At 35.8% G+C, this 14603-nt stretch carries 10 protein-coding genes; 2 read left to right on the top strand and 8 right to left on the bottom strand.

The genetic code is table 11. The features are described 5' to 3' along the window. Nucleotides 1-501: 501 nt before the first annotated feature. The 7 genes from M4I44_RS09305 to M4I44_RS09275 form a co-directional block, all read right to left on the bottom strand. Nucleotides 502-2019, bottom strand: a complete 1518-nt coding sequence (locus M4I44_RS09305) for a SusD/RagB family nutrient-binding outer membrane lipoprotein (protein ID WP_070908741.1) — start codon at nucleotides 2017-2019, stop codon at nucleotides 502-504. Nucleotides 2020-2034: 15 nt separating this feature from the next. Continuing rightward, nucleotides 2035-5124: a SusC/RagA family TonB-linked outer membrane protein gene (locus M4I44_RS09300; protein WP_026110041.1), complete on the bottom strand. Its 3090-nt coding sequence runs from the start codon at nucleotides 5122-5124 to the stop codon at nucleotides 2035-2037. A gap of 311 nt (nucleotides 5125-5435) precedes the next feature. Beyond that, complete coding sequence (locus M4I44_RS09295; protein WP_249967108.1) at nucleotides 5436-6446, bottom strand: LacI family DNA-binding transcriptional regulator; 1011 nt, start codon at nucleotides 6444-6446, stop codon at nucleotides 5436-5438. A 298-nt stretch (nucleotides 6447-6744) separates the two neighbouring features. Next, entirely contained in the window at nucleotides 6745-7713 is a 969-nt protein-coding gene (locus M4I44_RS09290) for a type I phosphomannose isomerase catalytic subunit (RefSeq protein WP_249967107.1), read from the bottom strand. 231 nt (nucleotides 7714-7944) lie between these two features. Further along, nucleotides 7945-10047 (bottom strand): glycoside hydrolase family 97 protein, encoded by a 2103-nt coding sequence (locus M4I44_RS09285; RefSeq protein WP_249967106.1) that lies wholly within the window; start codon nucleotides 10045-10047, stop codon nucleotides 7945-7947. 211 nt (nucleotides 10048-10258) lie between these two features. Continuing rightward, the gene (locus tag M4I44_RS09280; RefSeq protein ID WP_017496961.1) at nucleotides 10259-10564 is read right to left on the bottom strand and encodes a hypothetical protein; all 306 of its coding nucleotides are present in this window, start codon (nucleotides 10562-10564) and stop codon (nucleotides 10259-10261) included. Between the two features lie 237 nt (nucleotides 10565-10801). Beyond that, nucleotides 10802-11515 (bottom strand): Two component regulator three Y domain protein, encoded by a 714-nt coding sequence (locus M4I44_RS09275; RefSeq protein WP_249967105.1) that lies wholly within the window; start codon nucleotides 11513-11515, stop codon nucleotides 10802-10804. Nucleotides 11516-11694: 179 nt separating this feature from the next. Here M4I44_RS09275 and M4I44_RS09270 point away from each other — a divergent pair, with 179 nt between their 5' ends. Continuing rightward, entirely contained in the window at nucleotides 11695-12183 is a 489-nt protein-coding gene (locus tag M4I44_RS09270; RefSeq protein ID WP_249967104.1) for a DUF1761 domain-containing protein, read from the top strand. A 117-nt stretch (nucleotides 12184-12300) separates the two neighbouring features. Beyond that, nucleotides 12301-13446, top strand: a complete 1146-nt coding sequence (locus M4I44_RS09265) for a peptidogalycan biosysnthesis protein (RefSeq protein ID WP_249967103.1) — start codon at nucleotides 12301-12303, stop codon at nucleotides 13444-13446. Between the two features lie 264 nt (nucleotides 13447-13710). Here M4I44_RS09265 and M4I44_RS09260 read toward each other — a convergent pair whose 3' ends face one another. Further along, nucleotides 13711-14580: a diacylglycerol kinase family protein gene (locus M4I44_RS09260; protein WP_249967102.1), complete on the bottom strand. Its 870-nt coding sequence runs from the start codon at nucleotides 14578-14580 to the stop codon at nucleotides 13711-13713. Nucleotides 14581-14603: the final 23 nt, after the last annotated feature.

Here is a 14603-nt window from a genome sequence, read left to right as displayed (position 1 = left end):
TGCCGATATAGTATGAAAATAGTCGAATTTTTATGAGACTATATTGAATACATAATCGGTATTAGCTGAATAATAAATTATTATATTTTTTCAATGCTGTCGCCGGCAGTTGGAGAAGGATAAATCTTTTTCAATTATTTCCTTCTCGCTTTAGGTTTTTATTACGGAATAAAAGCAACTAACAAAATATTCTGAAATCATTTCCTTTTTTTTACGGCTGCCAAGCTTTAATTCATTTTAGATCGTTGATTTTAAACTCTCGATTTCTGATTTTCGATTTCTTAAAAGTCTGTCCTAATTGTGATGTTCTTTGGATGATAATTCCATCTTTTTCAGCAGAAGCTAATTTCTTTTGCGAAAAAAAGGGATTAAGATTTATCGAACTTTTCTGGATACAACTCCTCTAATGTAATGAAAATCAAACAGAAAATTAAAAAATAAGCCGGGAGGTACAGGTATCCCTACCCGGCTTAACTCAACTAACTCACCTAACGCATAAAATTATTGCTTGTCCCACCAGATTCTGGTTGTCATTAAATCCAACCCCTGGCGAGCAATTGCTTCTTTATAATTAGCGGAATTGGTAATCAATTCTGACTGATCGTAGATTAATCTTCTTGGTATAGTTCCTTTTGTTTCTCCTGTTGGATCATTTACCGGAACTAAAACCGGATATCCTGTTCTTCTGTATTCTGAAAATGCTTCAAAACCATTGAATAGTAGTACAATCCATTTTTGAGTGATAATCTGCTCGATTTTTTGAGCCTCGGTTCCTGCTGCCTTAAATGGATTTGCAGTAATATAAGCGGTATATTCTGCAGGCGTAACTGCCGGTACTTTATCTCCAAAAATAGTAAGCACTTCCATAGCTGCTTTTACACCGTCTTCATAAAACTTTTGTGCATTTCCTCCAACACTCCATCCTTTTACTGCTGCTTCTGCCAATATAAACTGAACCTCAGCGTAGGACATAATTAAAGTAGGAGCATCTAAGCGTAATACTGTAGAAGTGTTAGGATCTGAGAACTTCTTTTTGTCTCCACCCGGAAATTCTTTAGCATCATTAGCAAGACCTTGCTGACTTGCCGGATTGTTGTTTCCTGTAGCTTCCAGTTTAGCATAAATTCTCAAACGAGGATCATTATTGTTTTTCAATGCATCAATAAATGTTTTACTGAATTTAATGTTCGCTTCTCCTCCATTTAAATCATTTCTAACCCATGAAGAGGTAATTGGATTGGTTTTCACTCCAACCGGACCTGCATCATGTTTTAAAACTAAACTGTCATCATTTGAAGTAAAAACTCCTTTCGATACTGCTTTCTCTACATATTGTTTTGCTTTAGCAGGATTTACTTTAGACAAACGCATCGCTACTCTCAACATTAAAGAGTTGGCCAGTTTTTTCCATTTAGTAACATTACTTTGATAATATAAATCGGCATTACCAACGAAAGGTTTAGTAGCATCTAAAGCATCTCCGGCTTCGTCTAATTCTTTCAAAAGATCATTGTAGATAACTTCCTGCGTATCGTACTTTGGAGCAAAAACATTTCCATTGTATCCTTTACCTGCATCAAAATAAGGAACTTCACCGTAAGTATCCGTCAATTTTTGAAACATAAACACCTTCATGATTCTGCAAGCCTGAATCATATTAGAGTTTTCCGGTGCATCTTTTGCCACTGACATCAATTGGAAAATCTGATTCAAACCTTTACCATACGACTCACTAAAAAGTGCTGCAGAATATTCCGGGGCATAACTATATTTTGAACCTGGCCCTCCTAATGAAGAAAATTGCTGAACGATTTGTGCCGCATACAAATTATTCCCTCTGGTATTGGAGAAATCTTGTCCGTCAACATAGATCTCAGCAAGTGTAAACATTGATTTTACAGCCGGATCAGTCAAAGCATTTGGATTCTTATTTAACTCTTCGAATCCTTTATCGCACGAAGTAAGCGTCATGGCTCCTACGATTGCGATACAAAATATTTTTATATATTTATTTTTCATCTTTCAGTTTGATTATTAAAATTTCACATTAAGTGTCAGTCCATAATTTCTGGTCAAAGGCATAGAAGCTCTTTCAAGACCTTGCGCATTACTATTAGAATAGTTTGATTCCGGGTCAATGTTTGGAACTTTATCGTAAATCGTCCATAAATTATGTGCTGAAAACGCTAAGCTGATCGCTTGAAATGGTGTTTTTGACAAATAAGTTTTTGGGAAATTATAACTAAATGAGATGGCTCTTAGTTTCACAAAATCAGCATCGTAAACAAAGTTTGAAGTTACATCACTATAGCTTCTCCAGTAATCGTAAGCAGAAACTGTTGTGTTTACCGGATTTCCGTTAACATCTGTTCCTTTTACTGCAACTCCTCCTTCACGGCCTGAAACAGTTTGTTCTGTTAATCCGTAACGGGTTCCTAACTGGTTAGTTGCAGAGTAAATCTCTCCTCCAAATTTAGCATCTACGAAAACGGAAAGTGTAAAGTTTTTGTACTGGAAGTCATTTGAAAGTCCCATTGAAGTTGGAGCAACACCTTGTCCTGCAATAATCAGGTTTCCTCTCAGGAATTTACCATTGGTATCAAGTACAATATTTCCGTTAGCATCTCTCAAATAATCGTAGGCTTTGATTACTCCGAAAGGCTGTCCTTTTTCTAACACTACAGAAGCTCTACCGTCTCTGTTTCCTTCCAATGATTTGGTTGTAATTTTATCTGAAAGTTTAAGAACCTCACTATTATTGTAAGCAAAATTATATCCTACGCTCCAAGAGAAGTTTGGTGTTTTAACTGCTTTTACATTGATCGCAAACTCAACCCCTTTGTTCAGGATCTCTCCTACATTAATCTTAGTTGTTCTGTAACCTGAGGACTGAGAAATATCAGCATCCGTAATATCATTTGTCGTTTTCTTGCTGTAGAAAGTCAAATCAGTACTTACTCTGTTATTGAAGAAGGTATTTTCGAAACCAAATTCGATTGTGCTTACATTATAAGGTTTTAACGTTCTGTTTGGAACTGTTTCTCCATTCACTCCTAAAATTGGCTGTCCTAAAGAGTCTGTTTGTCCGTCAGGTCCAATATAAGTCAAAGCCAAAGCATAAGCATCCGGTAATGCTCCTCCAACGTTACCCCAACCTGCTCTTAACTTTCCGTATGACATCCATTCCGGTAAATCAATAACTTCAGAGTAAATAAAACTTGAACTTACAGATGGGTAAAATGTACTGTTACTTGATGGATCTAAAGTAGAAAACCAGTCTTCACGACCTGTTAAACTTAAGTATAAGAAATCTTTGTATCCTAAATCGGCCGAATAGAAAAGAGAGTTTACTTCACTTTCTGAAAACAATTTCTCCGATTTGTCCGGTTGTGTATTTCCATAGAAATATTGGAATGGAACAATAAAGTTATTTCCTCTCATTTTAATTCCGCTGAATCTGTTGTGTTGACGGTTAGCTCCAATGAAAGCATCTAAAGATAAATTTTTAACGATATCACCTTTGTATCCTAAATAAGCCGAAGCATTATATTCTGAGCGGTTTTCTACTCTGTTCTCATAAGATCCTCCAGGATTGTAGTTAATTCCTGTTGGTTCAATCTCCGTATACTCATAATTAATATCATCTACTCCAAGAACACCTTTTGCATAGATTTTATCAGTGATGTTGTAGTTTACCTTTGCAGAACCAATGAAACGTTTTCTAAGGTCATCGTTTAAAGGAGATTGTGTTGCATAATAAGGGTTTGTGTGGTAAACATTTGCCCCAAAATAATCTGCCTCACCACCATTAGCATCAAAACCGTTACTAATCCATCTGATATCGGTACCCGGTGTTAAGAAAGTAGTCGGGAAAGAAGGATTTCTAGGTGAATCATTCAAATAAGGTCGGTTGTGACTTTTCTCTGTGATATACTGAGCGTTAGTCTCGATGCTTATTTTTTTATTTACTGCTGAATTTAAACTTAAAGCAATGTTATTTCTGCCAAAGTTTGTTCCCGGCATGATTGATTCATCTTTTGTATTTCCGAAAGACAATCTGAAATTAGTAGTTTCACTTCCTCCCGAAATTGCTAAAGTATTACTGGAAGAAAATCCGGTTCTGTAGAAATTTTCAACGTTATTTTTTCCGTAAGCCTGATAAGGTCTGGTCGTTCCGTCAATACCAAGAGAAGGTGTTCCGTCGTATTTGTCTCCCCAGGCAAAATAATAAGAATCTCTAAGTTCCTGTAGGTTATTAAATCTTGTAGCTACGCCGTTTACCGGTGCTCCCGCTCCGTATTTATCTTGCCAGTTTAATAAACTTGCAGGCGTGTTAAATGTAGCGTTAGTACTAAAATCTACTCCTATTCCTGTTCCGCTCTTTCCTTTTTTGGTTGTAATTAAAATTACACCGTTTGATCCTCTGTATCCGTAAAGAGCAGAAGCCGCACTACCTTTTAATACCGACATAGACGCGATATCATCAGGATTGAAAGACGACATACCGTCTCCTTTATCGGCACCTCCCCACATTCCTGCGTTTCCTTGCTGGCTGTTGTCAATCGGAATACCATCAACAACATATAAAGGCTGGTTCAATCCTGAAGCTGAAGTGGCTCCACGAATTACCACACGGCTTGATCCTGAAGGTCCTGTAACCGGTGCAGAAACGTTAACTCCGGCAATTTTTCCCTGAAGAGCATTTCCTAAGTTAATTTCCTTATTCTTTGTCAGTTCGTCGCCTTTCAGCTCTCCAACGGCATATCCTAAACTTTTCTTTTGTTTTTTAACTCCAAATGACGTTACTACAACATCTTTTAATTCCTGAGTATTTTCTACTAATACGACTGAAATTTTGTTTTGGTTTTGCTGCAATACTACTGATTGCGGTGTAAAACCTATAGAGGATACATTTAAAGTAACCGGTCCTTCGGGCACATTCATTTTAAATCGGCCTTCCGCGTCAGTGATTGCACTATACGGTTTTCCCTGAACCTCAATCGATGCAGCAACAATTCCCTTGTTCTCTGCATCAGCTACTATGCCTGTTATCAATCGGTTTTGCGCCACAGCTCCTAAGCTGCTTAACAACACCATTCCTAACACTGCCAATATTCGTTTCATAAGCATTTTTTTTTGGTTATTTGTTTGTTTTGATTTTTGTGATTGTTTCTAATTTGATTGTTTTAAATAATTAATAAAAATTTTGAACTCCTTTTTAATTAGGATACTTATAAGGTTTGCACCTTATAAATATCCCGGCCTTATTTATAGTCATGTTTATAAGCACTCCTTTAAGAAATCGATATCGTAAACTGATCAGGAACATCACTCATTTTCAATTTAATTGATCTAAAATTTACTAAAACGATTTAGTAAAACGGTTAAAAAAAAACAAACCGTTTCTTTTCTTTTTTATTTTTTTTCTCAAAATTTTAAACTGATTCTCTAATAATCAATTTTCCTTTTTTAAGACTTTTTTCTACTTCAAACTTCTCCATATCAGTCATCTGACTCATTAACAATTGTATCGATTTTACAGCGATATCTTCTATCGGCTGTTCAATAACACTAATGGTTGGCGTATGCAGTTTAAAACTGTCATGATCATCAAAACTAATTACCGAAATATCTTCAGGAATTTTGATTCCCATTCTTCGGAAAGCCTGAAGTCCCGCAAGTCCCATGTAATTTGCCAAAAACAAAACGGCATCAATATCAGGGTTCTTTTCAAAGAAATCTATTATTCCCGCAATTCTCGCCTCTTCATTAGTATGGTAATCCATGTGAAGAACAAGTGACGGATTGTACATTTCTGCTTCCTTCAAAGCATCTCTGTATCCATCTTCACGCAGCTTCATCTGAATCATCTCGGAGGTATTATTTACCACCGCAATATTTTTGCGTCCTTTGCTGATCAGGAATTTTGCAGCCGAATTAGAGGCTTCATAATTATCCATCACCACATGACTCACTCTTTGTCCCGGAAAATACCTGTCGATCAATACAACCGGCTTTTTTAACTTTAAAAGAAGATCAATACTGTTTTCCAGATTTTGAGTTGGCGTTACAATAAAACCATCCACATTGGCCTGTAATAAACTATGTATCAACTCTTCAGAACGTTCATCATCTCCTCCTGTACTACAGTAAAAAACCCTATAATCAATACTCTTCGCTTCATCTTCAATAACTCTGGCAAGATCAGCAAAAAACTGATTCGAAATATCTTCAACAATAAGTCCTATAGACCTGGTTTTCCCGGTTCTAAGACTGGTAGCAATCATACTGGGTCTATAATTAAGCTTTTCAGCTACTTCCTGTACCTTTTTGATCACTGCCGGACTGATGCCCATTTTTTCCCCTTTACCATTGATAACAAAAGATACCGTTGATATGGATACTTGAGCCTCTGTAGCAATATCCTTAATAGTAATCTTTTTCATCAATGAGTTAATTTTTTATTAAGCAGTTATTAATTATATCACAAATATATACAAAAACAGTTACTAAAACGATTTTGTAATTCCTTTTTTTATACAAATCATTATTTTAAAGTTAATTAAACATATAATCATCAGTATTTACAGGTGTTTTATCTATTTATCATTTTTTCTGTTCCTGATCATCGCTATTGTTTTTAATATGAATTCTCTTCAATTCTCTATTTTTCAAAGCGATAAAATTATCATGAACCCTAATTAAAGACCAGTAACGTGACAAAAATAGTCTCCGTCACTTTCTTTATGAGATATATACTTCTAAAATTGAAGCAGCTCCTTTTATGCTGTAATTGTGCATTCCTGCAGGGATTAATACAGTATCTCCTTGCTTGTATTGGTAATTTACGTTTTGATAAGCAACTTCAAAATTGCCTTCCGTACACATATAAACCGTAAAAGTTTCTCCTTTTTTACTTACTTCAAGAGTTCCGTCAAGCGGAAGGAAATTAGTAGTGAAATAAGGACAATCTACCACCGCATTTGATTGATTTAAGGTCGTTTCATACTTTTTCTGCGTCTCAACTTTCTTATAATTGATAGCGTCCAATGCTAAATCAACGTGCAATTCTCTTTTGTTGCCCTGAGCATCTGTTCTGTCAAAATCATATAAACGATAGGTAATATCCGATGTTTGCTGAATTTCTGCCACAACCAAACCCGCACCTATAGCATGAACTGTTCCGGTTTCTAAAAAGAAAACATCCCCTGCTTTGACTTTTACATCATCCAATATTGAAACCAAGGTGTTATTATTTAGGTTTTCTAAATATTCTTCTTTACTGGAATCTTCTTTAAAACCAACAATAATTCTCGCATCTGCATCTGCCTGCATCACGTACCACATTTCAGTTTTACCAAAAGAATTGTGACGCTCTTTCGCCAACTCATCGTTTGGATGAACTTGTATCGATAAGTCTTCTCTTGCGTCCAAATATTTAAAAAGCAAAGGAAACTGATTTCCAAATCGTCCGTAAACTGCTGTTCCTAAAATTTCATTTGGCGATTGATCTATTAAATCTGTTAAAGAATGTCCTTTTAATGCTCCGTTTGCAACAACACTTACATCTCCTTCTACAGTAGACAATTCCCAGCTTTCTCCTGTAATTTTTGATGTAATTGGTTTATTCAGAATTGTTTTTAACTTTTCACCTCCCCAGATTCTTTCTTTTAAGATTGGATCAAATTGTAATGGATAAATTTTCATGCTCATTATTTTATGTCTTTGAGAAGAACGAATTAATCTTGCCCTCCGGTTATTTTTTATCTTTTGCCACAGATTAACAGGATTAAAAAAGATTTTTTTCTTTATAAAACTGTTTTTTTATCGTTGAAATCATTTTATTCTGTGACTATCTTTTTCTCGCGCAGGTTAGACCGTTTTCTTATTCGCAAATATCCGAAAAAAAATCGGCGTCATCTGTGCCTCATTTCTAACACTTTTCTACTTTATAGAAATTGCCACACCGCCACTTGCGACTAGTTTTTGTTTTAACTTCGTTTTACTATTTACATTCACTTTACGAATGTTGTACGATTGTGGATTGCTCTTATAATCGGCTGTTTTTCCGTCTTCATAAATCGTTGCGGTAAATGATTTCCCAGCAGGCAAAAAACTAAAATCAATGAAAGCAGTACGTGGGTTTTCATCCGTAATTCCACCTACAAACCATTCTTGTTTTCCTTTAGCTTTTCTGGCTATTGTGATATAATCTCCTGGCTCTGCTTCGAGAATATAACTGTCATCCCAGTCCAGTGCAACATCTTTTATAAACTGAAAAGCATCCTTAAAACGCATATAATTTTCAGGCAAATCGGCCGCCATTTGCAACGGGCTGTACATCGTTACATAAAGCGCCAATTGCTTCGCCAATGTTGTACTTAACTTGTTTTTCTTTGAGCCGTAAACGGATAAGTCTCCCTGAAAAATTCCCGGTGTATAATCCATCGGCCCACCCATAAGACGTGTAAATGGCAAAATTGTAGTGTGATCAGGATGAATCCCCTCCATAGCCTCAAACTCAGTTCCTCTGGCTGATTCCTGAGCAAACCAGTTGGGATAGGTACGATGCAATCCGGTCGGACGAACTGCTTCATGGGAATCTACCATGATTTTATGCTTTGCTGCCTCTTTAGCTACATATGTATAATGATTGACCATTTGCTGTCCGTCATGGTGTTCTCCTCTTGGAATAATTGGTCCTACATAGCCCGTTTTTACAGCATTATAGTTATTATCGACCATAAACTTTAAGGCATCCGGAAGTTGTCTTTCATATTCTGAAGCTGAAGATGTCGTTTCATGGTGCATGATGATTTTCACTCCCTTCTGCTTGGCATACAAACTTAAATCTTTAACATCAAAATCCGGGTAAGGCTTAGTAAAGCTATAAATACGTTCTTTTTTAAAAGCAGTATTGTCTTCCCAGCCTTCGTTCCAACCTTCCACCAGAACTGCGTCGAAACCATTTGTCGAAGCAAAATCGATATATTCTTTTACGTGTTTGGTATTGGCTCCATGTGTTGCATTAGGCTTCAGTTTAGAAAAATCAGTAGCTCCAATTACCACATCCTGATTATCCGAATACGCCCAGGTAGATCCCCCGCCGGTAAAATATTCCCACCAAACTCCAATATATTTCACCGGTTTAATCCATGAAATATCTTCGAAAGCACAGGGTTCATTCAGATTTAAAATCATTTTTGAAGCCAGAATATTTCGCGCATCATCACTCACCACAATCGTTCTCCAGGGTGTAAAGCTTCCGGTTTGAATGTATCCTTTATTTCCAACAGCATCAGGAACCAAATGTGAACTCAGCGAATAAGCCTTATCATCAACATTAAGACACATTGCCGGGTAATTTTTCAAAGCTGCTTCGTGAATGTTAATATAAAGTCCATCATTAGTCTTCATCATCAAAGGCGTTTGCGCTGCCAGATTTTTAATCGTGGTTTGTGCGGCCATCGAAACGTGAGCAGCATTGTACATCAAAGATTGCATCTCCGAAATTTTTGAAGTGGTATAACTGTACTCGTTTGTATCATAATCCCCCGGAATCCAAAAAAGTTTATGATCTCCCGTTAAATTAAACTCGGTAGTTTCTTCCTGAATCACAAAATGACGCAGATTATCCTGTACCGGAAACTCATATCGAAATCCCAAACCGTCATTGAACAAACGGAAATAAATCGTTATTTTTCGCTTGCTTTTTTCCTGTATCAAATCAGCTTTCAATTCATTGTACTGATTTCTAATTTTTTTCTGCTCTCCCAATACCGGTTCCCAGAAATTGTCTTCTGATTGTTTTTGTGTACCAACAATCTGAAAACCTTTATTCATTTTGATATCCGACTTTAAAATAAAGCCCAATCTGCTTTCTTTGATTACTTCTTTTTTCTTGTAGGCTAGAAAATAAACCGGAGTACCCTCAGCATTTAAATTGAATGTCAATACCAAGTTCCCATCGGGAGACTTCAGTTCCTGAGCATTGATCCATGCATTCGAAACAATAATAAAAAAGCAGGTAAAAAGAATTTTCTTCATAAACAAAAGGGCTCTGAGTGTTGCTAAATCGATTTAGCAAACATAATAAAATTTATGAAACAGAAATACCTGAAAGAAAAAAATATAAAATTTTAATTAAAAAAACCAAAAAAAGTAATGCCTTGAACGAAAAGATAAAGTTTAGTCGTACAAAAAAAAGACTGCCTATAAAAGCAGTCTTTCAAAATAGTTGTGATAAACAAAGTCCGGCCTATGCCATAAACAATGCATATTTATTGTAATTGTATAAAACCAGGTCATACGGAACTAAAAGCGGCGCCACCTTTTCTGACGAAGCTTCAAATGTAATTCCATGGTGCTTTCTGAATAAATAGATCTCTTTTAAGCAGTTTGACAAACTCTGGTGAATTCCCGTAGTAAAAGTTGGCAGCTTTTTATCGCCAACCAATAAATCAATCTGGTAATTTGAACTGCTTTTAGACAGATTGTTTCCTATAATTCTTATTGTAAATGTTGTTGCTTTTCCGTATTGTTCTCCTTGATACTGTACTACCATAATTTTATAATTAAAGAGGTTAGATTATCTTATTGTACTCTGATTTTTTTTATTCTGCAAATTGAAGAATTAAAGTTATGAAAAAAAAGTAATGGACTAAAAAAAATGTTCTTTTTCATTCCAAAAAAAAGTAAAAACCGGACGTAAAAAAACCGTAACGGATTACGGTTTTTAAACAATTAACTAAATATATTTAATCAACTTTTTAACGAGTGTAAAATTCATTCATAAGCACGATTAATTTCTGGTGACCATTGTGGTTTCTTTTCTAGCGGCGATTTCTAATAAAAAAGGATTTCCTTCTTCATCAAACATCGTCATATTTAGAGCGTCCAACAAAATCAGATTTTTCGAAACGCCTCCTTTAAATTTATTATAGGAAAGATTCAATTCAGACAAATGACCTAATTTTTCTAATTCATTTGGAATTTCTCCTTCAAAATTATTATCAAACAAACTCAGGTTTTCCAAAACACCAAAGTTGCTTACTTCTTTGCTCAAACTCCCTGACAATTTGTTCTGATTTAAAAGCAAAACTTTCAACGTTTTTATCGTATAAATTGACCCCGGCAACTGCCCCTGAATTTCATTATTAAACAAAGCAAGGGTTTCTAATTGGCTTAATTTTCCAATCTCCAAAGGAATCTGTCCCTGGATTTTATTGTCGTGTAAATCGATGGTAATCAAATTAACCAAAGTCAACAATTCTACAGGCAGATTTCCCTGCAAATTATTATTTGCCAAATGAAGTCCGACGACTTTACCATTTTCAACTTTTACCCCATACCAGGTAGCTACCGAAAGGGATAAATCCCACTTTACCTTCCATTCCGATCCGTTTGTTGCTTCATACAATTTGATAAGCGCCTCTTTCTCTTTATCTGAAACAGTATCAGCAAAAATAGCAGGCGAAAAAATAAAAGCCAGAAAAAACAGGACTAAGCTTTTCATTACAAGATTGGGGATTTATTGATGCCATAAAATTATACATTTCATAGTTATAAAGCGCATAATGTCGATAAAGTGTTGATAAAATTTAATTTAATCAAAATTTTACTACTTTATTCAAAGGTGCTATTTGTGAGATTTTTTGTTTAAATTTGAGCAACTAATCCTAAAAACCTCATATTATGGAATTTAACCCTGTTGCATTATTCTTATCAGCAATCGTAACACTGGCTGTTGGTTTTATCTGGTACAACCCTAAAGTGTTCGGAACCATCTGGATGAGAGAGAACAATCTCACTCCGGAAGACTTACAAAAAGGAAATATGCTGAAAATATTCGGTCTTACGTATCTTTTCTCGTTAATGATTACCGTAATTTTAATGTCTCTTACCATTCATCAAACAGGTGCTTTGGGAATGGTGGGCGGACCTCCTTTAGTAGCCAGTGCCAAACCATCGTTTGCTGCTTTTATGAATGACTATGGAACAGCATACCGTACCTTTAAACACGGAACTCTTCACGGATTTATGTCAGCACTCTTTTTTGTCTTTCCTGTAATTGGAATCAATGGCCTATTCGAAAGAAAATCATGGAAATATATCTTTATTCATTCAGGTTACTGGGCGGTTTGCCTTACTTTGATGGGCGGAATTATCTGTGCATTTGCCTAACTCTAAAAAATACAAACCCGTTTGAAATTAAATCTCAAACGGGTTTTCTTAATAATAACTTAAACCAGTTGAGTTCTTATAAATATTCTCTAATTTTGAAGAAATTAGCTCCCTCATTTGACTACAACTTATTCTTTCGAAATATACAATAGCGCATCACTACTGCCCTTGGAATGGAATTCTCTCGCGGCCGCTAATATCTTTTTAACCAAAGAATACCTGGAAGTCCTGGAAAACTCCTGTCCGGTAAATATGATATGTCATTTTATCGGAATTTTCAATGATAGTCAACTGGTCGGAATTGTTCTGACCCAATTTCTATTTACGGAGAAACTGGAATCGTTTGGTGAACGCGATCAATGTTTGAAAACTTCGGTGCGAAATTTTGCTTTTAAGAATTTTGCCTCTCATGTATTATTTGTCGGAAACAATATGCTTACCGGACAAAATGCGTTTATATTTGTCTCAGACATCAAACAATCAATTGCTCTAAAAACACTACACAAAGCCATTAATCAGCTTAAAAAAAACCTGAAAGCAAGCGGAAGAAAGGTTCACATTACCAGCATAAAAGATTTTACAGCTACCGAAATTATTCCTTTACAAAACGAATTCAAAAACAATTATACGTTTTCAACTCAGCCTAATATGGTTTTTGAAATCCATAAAGACTGGGCATCTGAACAGGATTATATCAACGCTTTATCAAAAAAATATCGGGATCAGTACAAACGAGCCCGAAAAAAAGCAGACGGAATCGTAAAGCAAAAAATGTCTTTGGCCGACATTAAGAAATATGAAGATGTTATTTACGATTTGTATTTTCATGTGGCCAAAAACGCCCCTTTTAATACTTTTTTCTTAGCCCGAAATCACTTTAGTTTTTTTAAAGAAATCATGAAAGATGATTTCCTCTTTTATGGCTATTTTTTAGAAGAAAAACTAATCGGATTCAATACCTTAATTAAAAACGGAAACGCGATGGACACGTACTTTTTAGGGTACGACGAGACCATTCAACGCGAAAAGATGCTATACCTCAACATGCTTTACGACATGATTGCCTACTCTATCAATCATGGTTTTAAAGAAGTGGTATTTGCGAGAACTGCCCTAGAAATTAAAAGCTCTGTCGGAGCAAAACCGGTCAAAATGTATGGATTAATAACACACAGCAATACTTTAATCAATCACAATATTGGCCGATTGTTTAATTATCTCGAGCCCAAAACCGACTGGCAAGAGCGAAATCCGTTTAAATAAATATTCGTAAATGCCTGAATTTATAATGCTCCTAGTTAATAGATTTTAGATTGAAGATTACACAGATCGTTCCTACTGAACTCATAAAAATACCATCCTTATTTTCAACGGATTAAAACCCGTTGCTACAAAATGTTCATTCCTACGGAATTTTGAAGGCAACTCCGCTAGGAGTGGAATATCTATAGAAATAAATTCGGCCACCGTTTTTTAGCCCCATCGGGGCGGTACATTTCACAATCCGTTTCACACAGACTATAAAAACTACGGAATTGCAATTTTCATCTGCTTGTGCAGAATGTGAATTTCCAAATCCGTTTGTGCGCCGCAATACTCGCCATCAATCTGAAAATTCACTGGATAATCTGTCTTTATCATTGCTTTATCTGTGGAAATAATTACAATATCATCCGAGTCAATTGGCATGTTTCCAGTGATAATTTTTCCAATCAATAGTAAATCAAGGCTTTTTATAATGACCAATTCGAACTTCCCATCATTCATTGCACCATTTGGATTTATTACGACACCGGTTCCATATTTCTGAGAATTAGCAATCACAATCATTCTTGCGGTATGCTCCACGGTTTCGTTATTCGCCGAGATTGTAGCCACAAAAGGTTCTTCCGATTCTTTTAAAGCCGAATAGGCCTGTAAGGCGTAACCCCATAAACCGCGTAAATTACTCTCTTCGTAATTTTTTACCAGATTGGCATTTACGCCAATATCACTCAAATGAATACTTTTTTTGCCATTGATAGCAATCATATCCATTTCGATATAATGATGCAGAAAAGCAATTTTCAGGTTCTCCTCGAGTGTATCCGGCAGATTTAGATCGACCGACAATCCATTGGCCGAACCGGCAGGCAAAATACCAATAATGATATCAAACTGCTCCATGGCTTCAGCAACCATTTTTATGGTTCCGTCTCCACCGGCTACCACAATACGCTCAGGATGATACTGATTGTAAAGGATCTGTATTTCTTTTTGATCATGCTGCCCAGTGGTTTCATAAACTTCCAGATCAAAATGATACGCAACAGAAAACTCCTGTACAGCTTCTATTAAATCGGATTTATCCAGATCTCCCGAAATAGGATTTACAACAAATAAGATATTCTTTTTCAAAGTTTTATTTTTAAAATCAATTA

The organism is Flavobacterium sp. B183, from assembly GCF_023539155.1.
Taxonomy (GTDB): domain Bacteria; phylum Bacteroidota; class Bacteroidia; order Flavobacteriales; family Flavobacteriaceae; genus Flavobacterium; species Flavobacterium tructae.
Note: the sequence above shows the minus strand (reverse complement) of the source record. Positions and strands in the feature narration are given on the sequence as shown.

Coding starts and splice junctions, on each gene's coding strand:
- M4I44_RS09300 (WP_026110041.1), bottom strand. CDS start 5,124: ATGAAACGAATATTGGCAGTGTTAGGAATGGTGTTGTTAAGCAGCTTA.
- M4I44_RS09305 (WP_070908741.1), bottom strand. CDS start 2,019: ATGAAAAATAAATATATAAAAATATTTTGTATCGCAATCGTAGGAGCC.
- M4I44_RS09290 (WP_249967107.1), bottom strand. CDS start 7,713: ATGAGCATGAAAATTTATCCATTACAATTTGATCCAATCTTAAAAGAA.
- M4I44_RS09295 (WP_249967108.1), bottom strand. CDS start 6,446: ATGAAAAAGATTACTATTAAGGATATTGCTACAGAGGCTCAAGTATCC.
- M4I44_RS09275 (WP_249967105.1), bottom strand. CDS start 11,515: ATGAAAAGCTTAGTCCTGTTTTTTCTGGCTTTTATTTTTTCGCCTGCT.
- M4I44_RS09270 (WP_249967104.1), top strand. CDS start 11,695: ATGGAATTTAACCCTGTTGCATTATTCTTATCAGCAATCGTAACACTG.
- M4I44_RS09280 (WP_017496961.1), bottom strand. CDS start 10,564: ATGGTAGTACAGTATCAAGGAGAACAATACGGAAAAGCAACAACATTT.
- M4I44_RS09285 (WP_249967106.1), bottom strand. CDS start 10,047: ATGAAGAAAATTCTTTTTACCTGCTTTTTTATTATTGTTTCGAATGCA.